At 73.1% G+C, this 15,595-nt stretch carries 17 protein-coding genes; 16 read left to right on the top strand and 1 reads right to left on the bottom strand.

Annotated features, from left to right (window positions below):
• The first annotated feature begins 120 nt into the window (after window positions 1-120).
• Window positions 121-714, top strand: coding sequence for a phospholipase (locus ABZT18_RS11490; RefSeq protein WP_355251160.1), 594 nt, complete (start codon window positions 121-123; stop codon window positions 712-714).
• A 510-nt stretch (window positions 715-1,224) separates the two neighbouring features.
• On the opposite strand, the gene ABZT18_RS11485 is transcribed toward ABZT18_RS11490, so the two are convergent.
• The gene (locus ABZT18_RS11485) at window positions 1,225-1,665 is read right to left on the bottom strand and encodes an NUDIX domain-containing protein (RefSeq protein ID WP_354994197.1); all 441 of its coding nucleotides are present in this window, start codon (window positions 1,663-1,665) and stop codon (window positions 1,225-1,227) included.
• Window positions 1,666-1,834: 169 nt separating this feature from the next.
• On the opposite strand from ABZT18_RS11485, the gene ABZT18_RS11480 reads away from it, so the two are divergent.
• The 15 genes from ABZT18_RS11480 to ABZT18_RS11410 all read left to right on the top strand — a co-directional run bounded on the left by ABZT18_RS11480 (window position 1,835) and on the right by ABZT18_RS11410 (window position 15,592).
• Window positions 1,835-2,608 carry a DUF3153 domain-containing protein gene (locus ABZT18_RS11480; RefSeq protein ID WP_354994198.1) on the top strand — a complete coding sequence of 258 codons (774 nt, stop codon included), beginning with the start codon at window positions 1,835-1,837 and terminating at the stop codon, window positions 2,606-2,608.
• 145 nt (window positions 2,609-2,753) lie between these two features.
• A complete protein-coding gene (locus ABZT18_RS11475) occupies window positions 2,754-3,098 on the top strand; it encodes a hypothetical protein (protein WP_354994199.1) in 345 nt (114 codons plus the stop codon).
• An 11-nt stretch (window positions 3,099-3,109) separates the two neighbouring features.
• The gene (locus ABZT18_RS11470) at window positions 3,110-3,718 is read left to right on the top strand and encodes a glycine zipper family protein (protein WP_354994200.1); all 609 of its coding nucleotides are present in this window, start codon (window positions 3,110-3,112) and stop codon (window positions 3,716-3,718) included.
• Complete coding sequence (locus tag ABZT18_RS11465; RefSeq protein WP_354994201.1) at window positions 3,715-4,413, top strand: carboxypeptidase regulatory-like domain-containing protein; 699 nt, start codon at window positions 3,715-3,717, stop codon at window positions 4,411-4,413. Before ABZT18_RS11470 ends, ABZT18_RS11465 begins: the two co-directional genes overlap by 4 nt.
• A gap of 23 nt (window positions 4,414-4,436) precedes the next feature.
• Complete coding sequence (locus tag ABZT18_RS11460; RefSeq protein ID WP_354994202.1) at window positions 4,437-5,675, top strand: phage tail sheath subtilisin-like domain-containing protein; 1,239 nt, start codon at window positions 4,437-4,439, stop codon at window positions 5,673-5,675.
• A 1-nt stretch (window position 5,676) separates the two neighbouring features.
• A complete protein-coding gene (locus ABZT18_RS11455) occupies window positions 5,677-6,159 on the top strand; it encodes a phage tail protein (RefSeq protein WP_354994203.1) in 483 nt (160 codons plus the stop codon).
• 1,360 nt (window positions 6,160-7,519) lie between these two features.
• The gene (locus ABZT18_RS11450) at window positions 7,520-7,768 is read left to right on the top strand and encodes a hypothetical protein (protein ID WP_354994204.1); all 249 of its coding nucleotides are present in this window, start codon (window positions 7,520-7,522) and stop codon (window positions 7,766-7,768) included.
• Window positions 7,768-8,673, top strand: coding sequence for a hypothetical protein (locus ABZT18_RS11445; protein ID WP_354994205.1), 906 nt, complete (start codon window positions 7,768-7,770; stop codon window positions 8,671-8,673). The genes ABZT18_RS11450 and ABZT18_RS11445 overlap by 1 nt, the downstream gene beginning before the upstream one ends.
• The gene (locus tag ABZT18_RS11440; protein ID WP_354994206.1) at window positions 8,670-10,262 is read left to right on the top strand and encodes a contractile injection system protein, VgrG/Pvc8 family; all 1,593 of its coding nucleotides are present in this window, start codon (window positions 8,670-8,672) and stop codon (window positions 10,260-10,262) included. The genes ABZT18_RS11445 and ABZT18_RS11440 overlap by 4 nt, the downstream gene beginning before the upstream one ends.
• Complete coding sequence (locus ABZT18_RS11435) at window positions 10,262-10,600, top strand: hypothetical protein (protein ID WP_354994207.1); 339 nt, start codon at window positions 10,262-10,264, stop codon at window positions 10,598-10,600. The genes ABZT18_RS11440 and ABZT18_RS11435 overlap by 1 nt, the downstream gene beginning before the upstream one ends.
• A complete protein-coding gene (locus ABZT18_RS11430; protein WP_238661987.1) occupies window positions 10,597-11,031 on the top strand; it encodes a GPW/gp25 family protein in 435 nt (144 codons plus the stop codon). The genes ABZT18_RS11435 and ABZT18_RS11430 overlap by 4 nt, the downstream gene beginning before the upstream one ends.
• Window positions 11,028-13,712 (top strand): putative baseplate assembly protein, encoded by a 2,685-nt coding sequence (locus ABZT18_RS11425; protein ID WP_354994208.1) that lies wholly within the window; start codon window positions 11,028-11,030, stop codon window positions 13,710-13,712. Before ABZT18_RS11430 ends, ABZT18_RS11425 begins: the two co-directional genes overlap by 4 nt.
• The gene (locus ABZT18_RS11420) at window positions 13,693-14,208 is read left to right on the top strand and encodes a phage tail protein (protein WP_354994209.1); all 516 of its coding nucleotides are present in this window, start codon (window positions 13,693-13,695) and stop codon (window positions 14,206-14,208) included. The genes ABZT18_RS11425 and ABZT18_RS11420 overlap by 20 nt, the downstream gene beginning before the upstream one ends.
• Window positions 14,205-15,134, top strand: coding sequence for a hypothetical protein (locus ABZT18_RS11415; protein WP_354994210.1), 930 nt, complete (start codon window positions 14,205-14,207; stop codon window positions 15,132-15,134). Before ABZT18_RS11420 ends, ABZT18_RS11415 begins: the two co-directional genes overlap by 4 nt.
• Complete coding sequence (locus tag ABZT18_RS11410; protein ID WP_354994211.1) at window positions 15,131-15,592, top strand: hypothetical protein; 462 nt, start codon at window positions 15,131-15,133, stop codon at window positions 15,590-15,592. The genes ABZT18_RS11415 and ABZT18_RS11410 overlap by 4 nt, the downstream gene beginning before the upstream one ends.
• The last annotated feature ends 3 nt before the right edge of the window (window positions 15,593-15,595 follow it).

Here is a 15,595-nt window from a genome sequence, read left to right as displayed (position 1 = left end):
GATCGCGAGGAGTGGTGACCCGTGTCCGACTCCGCGCCGCCGCACCGGAATCCCCGGCACGGCCGGTTGACCGTTCGCCCTCACCCGCCGGTGGCGCCGGGACCCAGCGGGCTCGTGCCGATGACCGGCCCCGACGGCGGCGACGTGGCGATCGCGTACGCCCCGGAGCCGGCGACCGACGGTTCGGCGTACCGGTTGGTGCTGCTCCTGCACGGTGCGAGCGGCTCGGCTCGGCAGGGGCTGGACCTGCTGCTGCCCGTCGCGGACGCACACCACCTGCTGCTGGTCGCCCCGCAGTCGTCGGCGGCCAGTTGGGACCTGATCGCCGGCGGATTCGGGGCGGACGTGGGGCGAATCGACGGGTTGCTGGCGACCGCCTTCGACGGCTACCCGGTTCGCGACGTGACGCTCGGCGGCTTCTCCGACGGCGCCTCGTACGCGCTGTCGCTGGGCCTGGCCAACGGAGACCTGATCGACGCGGTGCTGGCCTTCTCCCCTGGTTTCGCCGCGCCACCGGTCACCCACGGCCATCCACGGATCTTCATCTCGCACGGAGTCGACGACCGGGTGCTGCCGATCGACGTGTGTAGCCGTCGGCTCGTCCCACACCTGCATGGCCTCGGCTACGACGTCACCTACGAAGAGTTCGACGGCGGCCACGAGATCCCCACCCCGATCCGCGACGACGCCACCACCTGGCTAACCATCCCCTAACCCACCCCACCCCAACCCGCCCCGACCCGCCCGCCTCCCTCGATCATGGAGTCGTGGTGGGCGATTGATGGCGATACACGGCTTTTATGAGGCACCACAACTCCATGATCGACGCGGGCGGGGCGGGGGCGGGCCGGGCGGGGCGCGGGCGGGGCGGGGCCGGGCGGGGCGGGGCGGGGGCGGGGGCGACGGCGTGGCGAGCAGCCATCGCGTTTCACGTCCCGGTCGCGATCAGCTGGGGGCCGGGCGCCGAGTTCGGCATGGTGCCGCTTGGCGATGGGCAGGTCTGCTGGTCCGGCACACTGAACGCCCCGGCCGGCGGCCACGCGTACGACGAGCAGCGTGGCCCGCGCAGTCAGGCCGTTGCCCGGGCCGCCTTCAACGCCGGCCGGTACGGCCAGCAACTGCGCAGGCCCCCTCGCCGTCGCGGTGCGGGACTCCGCGTTACGGCTCACCCCCGCCCGGGCCGCCCTGCGGGGCATGGCCCGCTACGCGGACTGGCGACCTCCGTCAGACTGAGCCGGACCGACAGTCGTCCGGTGTGCGGGTGGCGTACTCGGGTGAGGCGAGGAACCGGGTCAGCACCTCGACGGTGCCGGGAGTCCAGGGTCGACCGTTGAGCACCTCGTCGCCGGGCACGAAGAGCATCGCGGCGCCCTCACCGAGCACCACGTCCTCCTGCCGGGCCCGGGTGCTGCCGAGGAAGTAGTGCTTCACCCGGCCCAGCTCGGGCAACGTCTGCACGGCGATCGGGCGCAGCGGCCCGTCGGCGCGCAGGCCGGTCTCCTCCCACAGCTCGCGCTCGGCGGTCTGCTCCGGCGTCTCCCCCGGCTCGCCGTGGCCGCCGGGCAGCCCCCAGACGTTGGGGTGGTAGCGGGCGTTGCCGTCGCGTAGTTGCAGCAGCAGTTGGCCGTCGGGATCCACCAGCAGCACGCACGCGATCATCAACATCCGGTCAGCCTACGACCGACGAGGAACCGTCGTTGCCCCAAAACTCCAGAGTAGTCAATTGGGCTGCCATCGGACTTAATCAAAGGCGACAGCGTGCCGGTAAAGTCGGCGACTGCGTTGTGACCGATCGCTGACTGCCATGGTGAAAGCGATCACACACACTGAGCCCATGAACAGGAGAGTCAACCGCGGTAAGGCACTCCGCGTCGCGGCGTGTCTCCTCCTTCTCGCCGCACTGAGCGGCTGTATGCAGCTCAACATGGGCCTCACCGTCAACGCCGACGACACAGTCGACGGGCAACTGCTGCTGACGGCCCAGAAGTCCCTACTGACCTCGCGGAACAAGAACGTTCCGGCGGCCTTCGCGGAGCTGCGGCAGAACATTCCCGCCCTGCCGCAGGGCGAGGAGACCGGTTACGAGGACGACAAACTCTTCGGCACCCAGATCAGTTATCGCAAGGCGCCGCTGGCGAGCTTCGACACGGAAAGTGTGAAACTGGTCCGGGACGGCGATTTCTACCGCTTCACGTTGCCACTGGATCCGACGAAATACGGCGGAAAGGTGGCGCAGCAGAATCCGCAGAACCAGCAGGCCTTCCTCAAGTTGATGTCATTCGAGATCTCGGTGACATTTCCCGGCCGGGTGATCGACAGCAATGGCACCGTCAACGGCCGGTCGGTCAGCTGGAAGGTGGACCCCAACCAGGACAAGCCGACCGAGCTGCGGGCCGTCGCCGAGGCGCCACCTCGACCGTCCGCCTCGCCGGCCGCCGCCAGCGACGGAGGCGGGTTCCCCTGGCTGCTGGTCGTTGGCGGCGCGCTCCTCCTGCTGCTGCTCGCCGCGGTGGGCGTACTCCTGGTGCGCCGCCGCCAACCCGCGACGCCGGCTGCGCCCGGCCCGACCTCGCCGGGCCCGCCCGCCGGCGCCCCGGGGCCCGGCTGATCCACCTGGTGGCCGGCTCAGCCGGCCGCGCCCGGCCCCGGCCGCCCGCGACGACGGCGACCGGCCCCGGTGCTCCCAGCTTGGGAGCACCGAACCTCACCACCACCACATCCCGGTCGCACCATCGCAGAAAAGGGGGATCGCCATGAACGATCTCTTCACCTGGGCAGCTCTGGGGAGCCTCGCCGGCGCGAGCGCCGCCACCCTGCTGGCCACCAACGTCATCGGCGGGCTGATCGGCCCGAGCGGCGACAAGATTCGCAAGTGGATCGCCATCGGCATCGCGCTGCTGCTGTCCTACGTGACAGCGGCAATCGCCGACGACGCCGGCGGCGAGAAGTGGATCATCGCGTTCTTCAACGCGCTGGTCATCTTCTCCGCCGCGCTCGGCGTCAACCAGTTCCCACCCGGCAACCGGCAGGCGACACAGGCGTCGCCGACCCAGGTCGCGCAGGGTCGTGAGCCCCGAGTCTTCCGCTCCTGGGTCTGAGGGGTGACGTCATGGTCTTCGGAATCATCAGCGCGGCGGTCCAGGTCAGCTTCGGCGCCCTGTTCGGCTTCCTCACCGGCGGCACGATCGGGCTGCTGATCGGCGCCGTCGTGGGCCTGCTGGTCGGCGCGGTCTTCGGCTGGTCGGTGGCCTCCGCCGGGGTGTACGCATCAGACGCCCGCGGCATCTTCCTCTTCGTCGTCGACCACACCTGGAGCCTGCTCAACACGGTCGTCGGGGCCATCTACCTGGCCGTGCACCTGATCTTCGGCCACTCGCTGGACCGGCCCACCTCGTCCGGCAGCGGCCGGGTCAGCGTGGTGGAGGGGGTCTCGCCCCGCTACGCCACCACCATCGGCACCGTCTGCGCCGGCTCCAGCTCGGGCATCCAGCGGCACGAGGACGTGCACATCTTCCAGGGTCGCCTGCTCGGCCCGCTCTACATCCCGCTGGTGCTGGCGAACTACGTGCTGTTCACCATCGCCCCGGTGTGGCTGCTCTACCACGACCACACCAACGCACCGATCAACCGGTTCACCCGGTACTTCGAGATCGGCGTCTACCCGCACGTGTGGAACGAGGCCATCGCGTACCGGATCCAGGGGACGCCGCCGCGATGAGCACCGACGGGCGCGGACCGATCGAGACGGCCACCACCGAGCTGGCAGCCTGGCTGACCAGCGCGGCGGGGGAACCCGTCCCGATCGGCCCGCCCCGCACCGACGGCGACGCCGCCGGGCTCACCCTCTGGCCCCTCGAACTGCGCCCGGCCCGACAGACCCGCTCCAGCGGGGCGGTCCGCGAGCCGTACCGATTCACGGTCCGCTACCTGCTCTGCGTGACCGGTCCAGCCGGGTTGCCCCGGCTGGACCGGGTGCTCACCGCCGCCACCAGCGACGGCAGCTACCCGGTCGTCCTGGAGGCCGGCGACGCGCCACTGTGGACGGCGTTCGGTGCCACGCCGCGCCCGGCGCTGCTGATCGACGTGCCCGCGCAGGTGGACCACCCGACCCCCGCCGCGCCACCGGTGCTGCAACCGCTGCGGCTGCGGCAACTGGAGGTGCGCACCCTCACCGGCCGCGTGGTCGGCCCCGAGGACCAACCTCTCGCCGCGATGCGGATCGAGCTTCCCGGCACCGGGTCCGCCACCCGCACCGACACCGACGGCCGGTTCCTGATCGTCGGCATCCCGCACGACCCCGAACACCCGAGCCCGGTACGGCTCCGCCTGACCGGGCGCGGGCTCGTGCTCACCGCCGACGTCGACCCCGCCGAGGACGACATCGTCATCGTCTGCGCGCCACCGACCCACTGACGCCCACCCGCACAGGAGGACCGATGCCCAGCTACTTCTCCCCCGGCATCTATGTCGAGGAGGTCCCCAGCGGCGCCCGACCGATCGGGCCGGCGAGCACCAGCATCGCCGCCTTCGTCGGCGTCGCCCCGAACCGCAACGCGCACCTGGGCGAGGCGGTGCCGGTCAACAACTGGACGGAGTTCCTGAGGCTCTTCGCCGACGGGGAACGGGTGGAGAGCACCCCGCTGGCCCGGGCGGTCTTCGGCTTCCTGGACAACGGGGGCGCACGCTGCTGGATCGTCAACGTCGGCGAAGGCGGCGCGATCACCGGCACCGGGCAGCGGCGCGGCGGCCTGCAACTCCTGGAGGCCGTCGACGAGATCTCCATCATCGCCGCGCCCGGCTTCCACGACGTGGTGTCACACGAGGCGCTGCTCAGCATGGCCGAGCGCACCCGCACCATGGTCGCGATCTGCGACCCGGCGCCGGACATCGACGACATCTCCGCGTTGACGCGGGTCGCCACGCCGTCCTCCGGCAAACCCCCCAAGCCTGCCGAGGGTACGGGTGGCGGCTCGGGTAGTCCTGGTGGCTCGGGCGGGGCGGAGGGGGCAGCGTACCGGCCCCGGCAGTCCGAGTTCGGCGCGTTCTACTACCCGTGGCTGCGGGTACGCGACCCGATCAGCGGGGAGTTGGAGCTCACCCCGCCGAGCGGGCACCTGGCCGGCATCTGGGCGCGCACCGACGCCCTGCGCGGTGTGCACAAGGCACCTGCCAACGAACCCGTACGCGGCGCCGTCGACCTCGGTTACCTGGTCACCCGGCCGGAACACGACGTGCTCAACCCCAAGGGCGTCAACGTGATCCGCTACTTCGCCGGCGAGGGCATCCGCGTCTGGGGCGCCCGTACGCTCGCCGCCGAGGCCAGCGAGTGGCGCTACCTCAACGTACGGCGGCTCAGCATCGCCATCGAACAGGCCATCGCCAACGGCACCCGCTGGATGGTCTTCGAGCCCAACGACTTCACCCTCTGGCGCTCGATCCGGCGCGACATCGGCGCGTTCCTCACCCGCGTGTGGCGCGACGGCGCGCTGCTCGGGCGCAGCCCCGAGGAGGCGTTCTTCGTCAAGTGCGACGAGGAGACCAACCCGGTTGATGTGCGGGACGCGGGCATGGTGATCGCCCACATCGGCATCGCCGTCGTCAAGCCCGCCGAATTCGTGGTGTTCAAGCTGAGCCAGTGGGCCGGCGGCACCGAGACCGAGACGATCGGAGGCTGACATGCCCACCACAGCCACCCCACAGCCCGGCGCACCGGTCGACCCGTACCGGGCGTACAACTTCCGGCTACTCATCAACGGCGTCACCAACGGCCACTTCACCGAGATGACCGGGTTGGAGGTGAACATCCCCGGGCAGCCGTACCGGGAGCACGGCCTGGGCCGGATGCGGATGGTGCCCGGCCAGGCCGAGTACGAGCCGGTGACGCTGCACTTCGGTCTCACCGCGTCCCGGGAGCTGTGGGACTGGGTGAACGCCACCGCCCAGGGCACGCTCAACCGTCGCAACGTCTCGGTCGTGCTGCTGGACTCGGTCGGTACCGCCGAGGTGCTGCGCTGGAACCTGATCGATGCCTGGCCCACCCGGTGGCGCGGCGCACACCTCAACACACTCAGCCACGAGATCGCCATCGCCTCGTTGACCCTGCGCTACGAGGGCCTGGAGCTGGAGTCCGGCGGTGCCACCGCGCCGACTCCCGCGTAGCTGGCTGGCCGGCCGACTGCGCTCGGCGGCCGTGGCGATGCAGCGCCTCGCCGGTCGGGTCGAACCAACCGGGCAGCACTCGACGCCCCGGCCGCCGGACACCCCCACGGCGGTCCCGCGCCGCTTCGGGGAGCCACCGCAGCACTGGCTGAACCTGGTCGCCGCACACGTCCCCGGCCTGCTGCGCGAGCTGGACCTCGACGTACCTCCCGACGGTCGGGCCTCGACCGGCGCCGCCGACTCGGGCACCGGCGACGGACATCACGGCCGGTCCGGCCGCGCGGAGGGTGCCGGGCCAGCCGACCGGGGCCTCGATGGTGGGCCGACCAGGGCCGGCCAGGAACCGGGCGAGTCGGGTCACCGATTCACTGCCGCTCCGCGGGGTGGGTTCGGAAGGCCGGCCGCACTCCCCGGTACAGGTGGGTTCGAGGGGTACGACCCTGCCGGCGGATTTGGTGGCCCTGGCGGTGCGCTGGGCGGGTCAGCTGGCACCGGCGGCCCTGACGCCGCTGGCGCGTTCGCTGGAAGGCGTGACGCGGGCGGGTTCGGGGAGCCCGGCACGGCGGGCAGGTCCGGCGCTGGACGTGCTCCCGGCACGGCTGGAGAGCTTGGCACGGGGATGGAGTTCGGGACCTCGGGTGGACCGGCGGCCGGTGGGACGCCGCCGGCCCGACTGCGGTTCCGTCGCGGGTTCGACTCGACGGCCGGGCCTGGTGCACCCGCAGCGTCGACTGCGTCGGCCTCATCGGGTGCGTCGGCTGCATCGGGTGCGTCGGCGGGACGGGGTGGATCGGCGCGGCGGGGCGCTTCCGGCGCCGCTGGCGGGATGGGCGGGGACGGGTCAGCGGCGTCAGGACGGGAGGGGGAAGCCGTTGGGCCATCCCGGCAGGTGATCCGCCCTGCGGTCCCCGGCCCCGTCGACCGCCGGACAGAGCCCGGAACGACCCCGACCGCTCCCCAACCGTCCCTCGCGTTCGGTTCGCGGGAGTCGGGCCGGATCGTGGAAGATTCCCGCCCCTCCAGGGGCACTGTCTCTCCACGAGCTACCGCTGCATCTGCCGGCGCGTCGGACGAGTGGGGCGGAGGGCGCCCCTCGGCGAACCGAGGCGGGCTCTCAGCAGGACGGGACCGGTCCGAGGCGGACAAAAATGGGTTCGGGATTGATGGGAACGGGTTCGGGGTTGACCGGATCGGGTTCGGCGTCGGCGGTGACCGGAGCCGGTTCAGAGCTGGCGACGGTCGCGGCGGGCGGCTGAGCGGGGAGTCGGCGGCGGGCCGCGTGCTACGCGGGCAGGGCGGGGGTGAACGACCAGCCGGGTCGACGGGTACGGGGCTCGCGACGGGCGGTGGCCCACTCGACGTGGCCCGCAGCGCCGGCAGCGGCCCCTGGCCGGCCCTTCCGGACGAGCCAGCGTGGCCCGGCGAGGCGGTCACCAGCGGGACGTGGACGGGGCAATCGGGCTCGGGCCTGGTCGGCGGTGGATGGTCGGTGGTGGCCAACGGGCCGTGGCCCGCACTGCCGGATGACCAACCGTTGTGGACGGTGCCGGATGCGGCGTTGGACGCGGCCCACCTGGCGCGCCTGGACCGGGAACAGGCGGGCGACTGATGGAACGCGTCGCCTTCCTCATCGACTCCTCCGGCGAGCGGGTGGACTGCCTGCTCAACCCGGAGACCGTGCAGGTGACCAGACTCGCCGGCGTACGCCCCCGGGGTGCCGCCGGCGGGCAGCTCACCGGGTCCGGGCTGGCCGACGACCCACTGGTGTTCACCGGCGGCGGTCGGACCGAACTGGTGCTCGACCTGCTCTTCGACGTCGACTTCGTGGAGGCGCAGGTCCGCCCGGCCGACGTACGGGTGCTCACCCGTCCCCTGTGGATGCTGGCGGAGAACTCCACCGCGGAGCATGGTTGGCTGCGACCGCCGCTGGTCCGGTTGGTCTGGGGCAAGACCTGGAACGTGCCCGGTGTGATCATCGCGGTGGCGGAGCGGTTCGACGCGTTCACCGGCACCGGCTCGCCCCGCCGTTCCTGGCTGCGGCTGAAGCTCGTCCGAGCCGCTGAGACGGCCGATCAGGCCGAGGCCGGCTTCGCCGAGGAGTTGGCCGCGGCGAGCACCCCGACCGCCGCACCGGGCAGCGCCGTGATCGCCGCCGGCGACGGCGCGGCCGAGCCGGGCCGCTCCGGAGTGCGCTTCGACCTGCTGGCCAACGACGCGCTCGGCTCGCCGCTGCGCTGGCGCCTGCTGGCCGAACACAACCGGATCACCGATCCGCTGGCGGTGCCGGCCGGCACCACCCTCGCCGTCCCGCCGCCCGGCACCCCGACCGGCGGGTCAACGGTGGCAGGTGCGGTGGCCGGAGTCGCGCGGGCGCTGGCCGGCGCGGTAGGTGCCGGCGCATCGTTCGTGGGCGCCTCGATCGCCACCGCGCCCGCCGCCTGGGGCGCGACGTCCGGCCCGTCGACCGGACCCACACCAACCGGCCCGAACCCAGCCCCAGGGGGTACGCCGTGAGCAGCGTCGCGCCCCGCGCGTTGGTCGTCCTGCTCGACGGCGTCGAGTTGGCCGGTGCCGCCCGTCAGCGGGTCCGCTCGCTGCGGGTGGCAGCGCGGCTCGACCAGCCGACGCAGGCCGAGCTGGTGCTCGCAACGACCGTCGGGGCCGGCGCGTTCGACCCGGCGGTCCGCCCCGGCACGGCGCTGGACGTCCGGCTCGCCGACCAGGACGACGCCCTGTTCAGCGGGGAGGTCACCGGTGTGGAGGTCGAGTACGCCGCCGACGGAGCGGCGGTGCTGCGGCTGCGGGCGTACGACGCGCTGCACCGGTTGCGAAAGCGGCAGGGGTTGCGGGTCTTCACCTCGGTGACCGCCGTCGAGCTGGCCCGGGAGTTGTGCGGCGAGGTGGGGTTGGACGTGACGGCGGAGGTCGACGGGCCACGGTTGGAGCGGCTGCTGCAACACCGGCACAGCGATCTGGAGCTGCTGCGCGAGGTGGCCGGTCGGGCCGGGCTGCACCTGGCCGCCGACGGCGACGGGGTCCGGCTGATCACGCTCGCCGGTTACGGGGAGCCGGTCGCGTTGACCCTCGGCGCGGGCGTGCACACCCTGCGGCTGGCGACCAACGCCGACCAGGCCAGCGGTGCCAGCGCCGCACTGGGCTGGCATCCGCAGCGGGCCGAGTTGATCAGCCAGCAGGCCGACGAGGCGCGCTGCGGCCGACCGGCCGGTGACCGGCCGGACCCGGCCGACGTGGGTGCCGACGGGGTACGCACCGCCGTCGACCAGCCTGGCCGCAGCGACGACGAGTTGGCGGCGCTGGCCCAGGCGCGGTTGGACACTCGCGCGGCGGCGCTGGTCACCGCCGAGGGGGTGGCCGAGGGCGATCCGGCGCTGCGGCCGGGCCGCCGGATCGACCTGAGCGGTGTGCCCGACCCGGTCGCCGGGGCGTACGTGCTGACCGAGGTGGTGCACACCGTGGACGGCGACGGGCACCTGACGAGGTTCTCCACGCTGCCGCCGACCACCCCGGCGGGCCCAACCGGCGGCGCGGTGGTCACTCTCGGCACCGTCACCGACGTCGCCGACCCGGACGGGCTGGGCCGGGTCCGGCTGACCCTTCCTGCGTACGGGGACCTGGACGCCGGTTGGCTCGCCGTGCTCTGCCCCGGTGCCGGGCGCGGCAAGGGCCTGGTGGCGCTCCCCGATCCGGACGACACCGTGCTGGTGGTGCTGCCCGCTGGTGAGCCGGCCTCGGGCATCGTGCTCGGTTCGCTGTTCGGCGCCGTCGAGCCGTACGACGCGGGCATCGACGACGGCCGGGCGCGGCGCTGGACGCTGCGTACCGCCGGTGGGCAGTCGATCGTCGTCGACGACGTGCAGCGCAGCCTGCGGCTGGCAACCGAGGGCGGCAGCTATCTGGAACTGACCCCCGATCTGGCCACCCTGCATGCGGCGTCCGACCTGGTGATCTCGGCGCCTGGTCGGGCCATGGTGGTGCGCGCCCGCAGCGTGGACTTCCTGCACGCCGAGTCGACCGAGGACCCGACCACCGCGGCGCGGCAGGCCCGTTCGCTCGCCCGCGCCCACCACGAAGGAGGCGGCTGATGCGCTGGATCCACCGTGACTCCGTGATCACCTGCGATCACGACGGCCGGGTCGAGAACCGACCCTCGCAGCAGTGGGTGACCGTCACCGGCGTGCCCGTGCTGGTGGACACGGACCCGGAAGGGCGCGACATCAAAGCCTGCCCCAACTACGGACCGACGATCAAGCCGTGCGGCAAGACGCTGACCGTCCGGGTCGGCTACAGCGACTGGGTCCGCGTCGGCGGGCACCGGGTGGTGCTGTCGCACCTGGAGGGGTTCACCGACGGCACGCCGCCAGGGCTGGTCCACCACACGGTGCGCGACCCGCGCCAGCAGTTCCTGGGGGCGGACCGATGAGGGCGTTCCGCTTCGTCGGCGCCGGCTTCGACGCCGGCCGAACCGGCGGGTTGGCGCTCACCGCGGCCGGCGGCCTGGCGATGACCGAGGGCGACGAGAGCGTACGACAGGCGCTGTTTCTGCTGTTGTCGACCACGCCGGGCGAGCGGTTGATGCGACCCGGGTACGGCTCCCGGCTGCACCGGTTGGTCTTCGCGCCCAACGACGACACCACGGCCGGCCTGGCCATCCACTACGTCCGGCAGGCCATCGCCCGCTGGGAGCCACGGGTCGAGGTGATCGACGTGGACGCCGGGCCGGACCCGGACGACGCGTGGCGGCTGGTGATCCGGTTGGACTACCGGGTGCGGGCCAGCCTGACACCCGGACAGCTGGTCTTCTCCGTGGACCTGCTCCCGGTCGACGAACCCGCGCAGGGAGGACCGTCATGACGCTGCCTGTGCCGCACCTGGACGACCGGGGGTTCCTCGACCTGGTCACCGAGGCCCGGGAACGGATCCGGCAGTCCTGCCCGGCATGGACCGACCTGTCGGCGCACGACCCGGGCATGGCGCTGGTGGAGGCGTTCGCACACCTGACCGAAGTGATGATCTACCGGCTGAACCAGTTGCCGGAGAAGGCGTACGTCTCGTTCCTGAATCTGCTCGGAGTCGCCCGGCACGCGCCCACGGCGGCCTGGGCGGACGTCCGGTTCACCCGCAGCGGCACCGACCGGGGCGCGGTGCGGATCCCGGCCGGCCTGCGGGTCGCGGCGGCCCGTGGCGCTGATCCCCGGCCGGTCGTGTTCGTCAACACCGAGCCGACGCTGCTGCCGGCCGGCGAGACGTCGGTGACGGTCCGGATGCACCACTGCGAACCGGTCGAGGCGGAGTTGCTCGGCGTGGGCACCGGCCAGCCGGGTCAGGTGCTGCGGGCGGCCCACGCTCCGCTGGCCCACACCGCCGAACCGCTGGACCTGCTGCTCGGCGTGGAGGTGCCGGCCGGCTCGGTGGAGTTGGGCGCGGCGGCCCGCGAGCACGACGGCCGCACGTTCGAGATCTGGCGGCCGGTGGACAGCTTCGCCGGACTCGGCCCGCAGGCCAAGGTCTACCTGGTCGATCGCTGCTCGGGCACCGTCACCTTCGCCCCGGCCCTCGATCTGCGACCGCCCGCCGGTGCGACCCCCGCCGCGACGGACGAGGCCGCGCCGGCCGCGCCCGCACCGGTCGCGGCGAGCGGCCCGGCGTCGGTGACCGTGGCGGCCGTGCCGCCGGCCGGACGGCAGATCCGGCTCTGGTACCGGGCCGGCGGTGGGCCGACCGGCAACGTGGCGGCGGGCACGCTGACCAGCCTGCGTGACCCTCTACCCGGGGTACGCGTGGACAACCCCGCGCCGGCGGCCGGCGGCCGGGAGATGGAGGCGCTGGAGTCGGTGCTGCTGCGCGGCCCGTACGAGTTCTTCGCCCAGCAGCGGGCGGTCACCGCCCGCGACTTCGAGGTGCTGGCCACCAGCTCCGGCGCGGTGGCGCGGGCCCGGGCGTTCACCCGCGCGGCGGTCTACAGCTTCGCCCGGCCGGGCGAGGTCGAGGTGGTGCTGGTTCCGTACGTGCCGCCGACGGCCCGCCCCGGTGGGCGGCTGCCGGTGGCGGTGCTGCGCGAGCACGAGGTGCCCGAGGCGCGGCACCGGGTGGAGGCGGACCTGGAGGAGCGCCGGATGGTCGGCATCCGGTCCCGAGCGACCTGGGCCCGCTTCAAGGCGGTGTCGGTACGGGCCCGGGTGGTGGTCCGGCGGGAGGAGGACGTGGACGCGGTCCGTCGCCGGATCCACGACCGACTGCACCAGACGTTGAGCCCGCTGCCGACCGCGCTCAACCCGGCCGGCTGGCCGTTCGGCGAGCCACTGCGGGCGTCCAACGTGTACCGGCTGCTGGAGCAGGCCGAGCCGGGTGTGCGCTACGTCGAGTCGGTCCGGTTCGTGGTCGACGAGGCGCCCGACGCCGAGGTACGCGCCCTCGCCGTCGACCAGTACCAGCCGCGCACCTGGTATGCCGGGCGCGGCCCGGTGATGTTCCGCTCCAGCAACGGCGGCGCGGGTTGGGAGCCGGCCGGCCGGTTCGACGGCGAGACGGTGGTGCGGGTGGCGCCCGCGCCCGCGCCGGTGCGGCCGGGCATCGTCGCGCGTCCCGGCTCGGTGGCGGTGGTGACGCTGCGCGCCTCCGGCGGCTCCCGGGTGCACCTGAGCACCGACCTGGGCGAGACGTGGTCGCTGCTCACCGACCTGGATTCGCGGATCTCCGACGTGGCCTGGCTGGACCGCGACGGCGCGGGCGCGCTGCTGGTGGCCACCGACACCGGCCTGTACGAGGTGTCGCTGCTGCCCGGGGCGGTGCCGTTGCAGATCCTGGTCGACCCGTCCGACGCCGACCGGGGGTTCTACGCGGTGCGCGCGTTCGTCTCGGAGCGGGGCGCGCCGGGCGTCGCGGTCGCCGCGCAGGCCAGCTTCGGGGTGTACCTGTCGACCGCTGGCGGCCGGCCGGGCAGCTTCACGCACGTCGGTCTCTCCAACGTGGACAACCGGGTGTTGACGGTGCAGTACGACGGCCCGGCCACGTTGCTGTGGAGCGGCGCTGGCGAACCCGACCCGAAGAAGCCCGGCCAGGGCTGTCACCGCACCCGGCTGTTCGAGTCCGACGTGAAGTGGCAGTCGATGCAGGCCGGTTGGATCGGCGGCACCTGCCGCGATCTCGCGTTCGCCGGCCAGCAGGCGGTGGCGGCCACGCAGAGCGGAGGGGTGCTGCGGCTGGACACCCTGGCCGCCCAGCCGCAGTGGCAACCGGTGATGGTCAACTGCGGACTGCCGCTGCGCGACCGGACCCGGTTCGTGCCGGTCGACGCCATCGCCGTGAGCGGGGGCGCGGGCGGCCACGCAACCGGCGGCGGTTCCGGCACCGCGGAGCGGCTGATCCTGGCCGGCGGTGAACGCGGCGTGTACCGCAGCGCCGACGCCGTCGACTGGACGCCCAGCGCCAACCAGGCCACGGCCGACGTGGTGACCGTCCCGGATACCTGGCTGCTCTGCTCCGGCGAGCACGACATCGAGGTGGTGCGCCAAGATGCGGCGCTCGGCGATTGAACGACTGCTGCCCGCTGCCTATCAGCGGGCCTGCGTGCCGGGCAGCGTGCTCTGGGCGCTGCTGGACGTGATGGAGGGGTTGCACGCCCCGGACGAGGCGATCCTCGCCGAGGTGGACGCCCTGTTCGACCCGTACCGAGCACCGGACGGGCTGGTCGTGCAGTTGACCCGCTGGGTGGCGATGGACCATGTGGTGGCCTCGCCCCGCCCGGACGCCCCGCTGCCACTGCCGGTGGGTCGGCTGCGCGACCTCGTGGCCAACGGGGCGCTGCTGGCCCGCTGGCGCGGCACCCCGTACGGGATGCGCAGGGCCCTTGAGCTGGCCACCGGGATGCCGGGCTTCGCGATCGACGAACCCGCCGAGCAGCCCTTTCACGTCGTGGTGCGGGTGCCGGCCGCCGCCGCCGGCCAGCTCGCCGTGATCACCCGCATCGTCGAGGCGGAGAAGCCCGCCTCGACCACCGTCGAGATCGTCCTGGAAGAGGAGTCGTCATGACCACCGAGTGGGCGGTCGTCGCCGCCGCCGAGCAGTTCACCCTCGACCCGCGCAACAGCGGCGAGCTGACCTTCACCGTCTCCAACCCGGGCAACGCGCCGGACACCGTGGTGTTCGACGTGGCGCCCGGTGACGGCTCCCAGCGTGCGTGGTTCACCGTCGCCGAGCCGCAGCGGGTGGTCCCCGGGCAGGGCTCGGTGTCGTTCCTGGTCAAGCTCGCCGTGCCGGCGGGCACCCCGCCACGGCGCTACGACATGACCGGGTTCGCGTACTCGGCGAACACCGCGCCGGAGGAGAGTTCCCGCTCCAGCGGCCGGGTCACGTACGAGGTGCGGGCGGTCGCGCCGCCACGGCGTACCCCATGGTTGTGGATCGCCGCCGCGGCGGCGTTGGTGCTGGTGGTGGTGACCGTGGGGGTGGTGCTGCTGACCCGCGACGGCGAGCCGGCCCCCGGCGAGCCGAGGGTGGTCACCATCGAGGCGGAGAGCCTGGTGGAGGCCGCGGTGGTGGAGTCGCCACGGACCAGCGGGGCGGTCGTGGGGGCGCAACCCAACTGCTGCGAGGTGACCTGGTCCGGGGACAAGCAGCTGTTCTTCCAGGGGCTGGCCATCGGCGACCAGGTCACCGTGACGGTGCAGATCCCGGCCGACGGCACGTGGCGTTTCGCCGCGGTGCGCACCACCTCGTTCGACTACGCCAACACCGTGTTCGTGATCGACGGCGCCCAGGTCGGCGGGGCGTTCCTCGGCTTCACCCCGAAGGTGCAGAAGACGCAGTTCCTGGACGTGGGTACGGTCCGGCTCACCAAGGGTCCGCACCGGCTCACCCTGGCGGTGGTGGGCAAGACACAGGGCACCAACCGCTACTTCGCGGGCGTCGACGAGATCCGGTTCACCGAGATCGTGGCGCAGGCTGCCGCGCGATGAGCGGCCGACAGAAGGCGCTGCTGGGGCTGCTCGCCGTCCTGCTGGTGGCGCTGTTCGTGGTCGCGGTGGGCACGGGCCGCGACGACCAGGGTGATCCGGGAGCCCGGCACGGGCTGGTCGACCGGTTGGGTGCGCTGGGCGGCGAGCGTGCCGCGGTGGACCCGGCAACGGTCAGCGCCGACTGCGCCGACGAGACGGGCCGGCTGGTCTTCACCGGCAGTTGCGTGGTGCGGGTCGTCGACCCCGGCGGGCTGCGCACGCTGGTACTGCGCAGCGCGGCACGGTTCACGGTCGTCGCTCCGGCACCCGGCGACGCCGACCTCACCATCCGCGACGAGGTCGAGCCGGCGTCGGACGGCACCGGCGCGGTGGCGAAGATCGCCGTCGACCAGGCCACCGAGGTGGGCCTGACCTGCCCCGGCCTGGGTGGCTGCACCGTCGTCGTGGCCACGTCCTGACCC

The sequence above is a fragment of the Micromonospora sp. NPDC005291 genome (genome assembly GCF_040607415.1).
GTDB lineage: Bacteria > Actinomycetota > Actinomycetes > Mycobacteriales > Micromonosporaceae > Micromonospora.
The sequence above is the reverse complement of the archived record's forward strand: the minus strand, read 5'-3'. Positions and strand labels throughout refer to the sequence as shown.

Bases quoted from the DNA above. Each gene is read 5' to 3' on its own strand.
- ABZT18_RS11455 (WP_354994203.1), top strand. From the start codon at position 5,677: ATGCCCACCACAGCCACCCCACAGCCCGGCGCACCGGTCGACCCGTAC.
- ABZT18_RS11490 (WP_355251160.1), top strand. From the start codon at position 121: ATGACCGGCCCCGACGGCGGCGACGTGGCGATCGCGTACGCCCCGGAG.
- ABZT18_RS11480 (WP_354994198.1), top strand. From the start codon at position 1,835: ATGAACAGGAGAGTCAACCGCGGTAAGGCACTCCGCGTCGCGGCGTGT.
- ABZT18_RS11425 (WP_354994208.1), top strand. From the start codon at position 11,028: ATGACGCTGCCTGTGCCGCACCTGGACGACCGGGGGTTCCTCGACCTG.
- ABZT18_RS11475 (WP_354994199.1), top strand. From the start codon at position 2,754: ATGAACGATCTCTTCACCTGGGCAGCTCTGGGGAGCCTCGCCGGCGCG.
- ABZT18_RS11420 (WP_354994209.1), top strand. From the start codon at position 13,693: ATGCGGCGCTCGGCGATTGAACGACTGCTGCCCGCTGCCTATCAGCGG.
- ABZT18_RS11460 (WP_354994202.1), top strand. From the start codon at position 4,437: ATGCCCAGCTACTTCTCCCCCGGCATCTATGTCGAGGAGGTCCCCAGC.
- ABZT18_RS11465 (WP_354994201.1), top strand. From the start codon at position 3,715: ATGAGCACCGACGGGCGCGGACCGATCGAGACGGCCACCACCGAGCTG.
- ABZT18_RS11485 (WP_354994197.1), bottom strand. From the start codon at position 1,665: ATGTTGATGATCGCGTGCGTGCTGCTGGTGGATCCCGACGGCCAACTG.
- ABZT18_RS11470 (WP_354994200.1), top strand. From the start codon at position 3,110: ATGGTCTTCGGAATCATCAGCGCGGCGGTCCAGGTCAGCTTCGGCGCC.
- ABZT18_RS11410 (WP_354994211.1), top strand. From the start codon at position 15,131: ATGAGCGGCCGACAGAAGGCGCTGCTGGGGCTGCTCGCCGTCCTGCTG.
- ABZT18_RS11415 (WP_354994210.1), top strand. From the start codon at position 14,205: ATGACCACCGAGTGGGCGGTCGTCGCCGCCGCCGAGCAGTTCACCCTC.
- ABZT18_RS11430 (WP_238661987.1), top strand. From the start codon at position 10,597: ATGAGGGCGTTCCGCTTCGTCGGCGCCGGCTTCGACGCCGGCCGAACC.
- ABZT18_RS11435 (WP_354994207.1), top strand. From the start codon at position 10,262: ATGCGCTGGATCCACCGTGACTCCGTGATCACCTGCGATCACGACGGC.
- ABZT18_RS11445 (WP_354994205.1), top strand. From the start codon at position 7,768: ATGGAACGCGTCGCCTTCCTCATCGACTCCTCCGGCGAGCGGGTGGAC.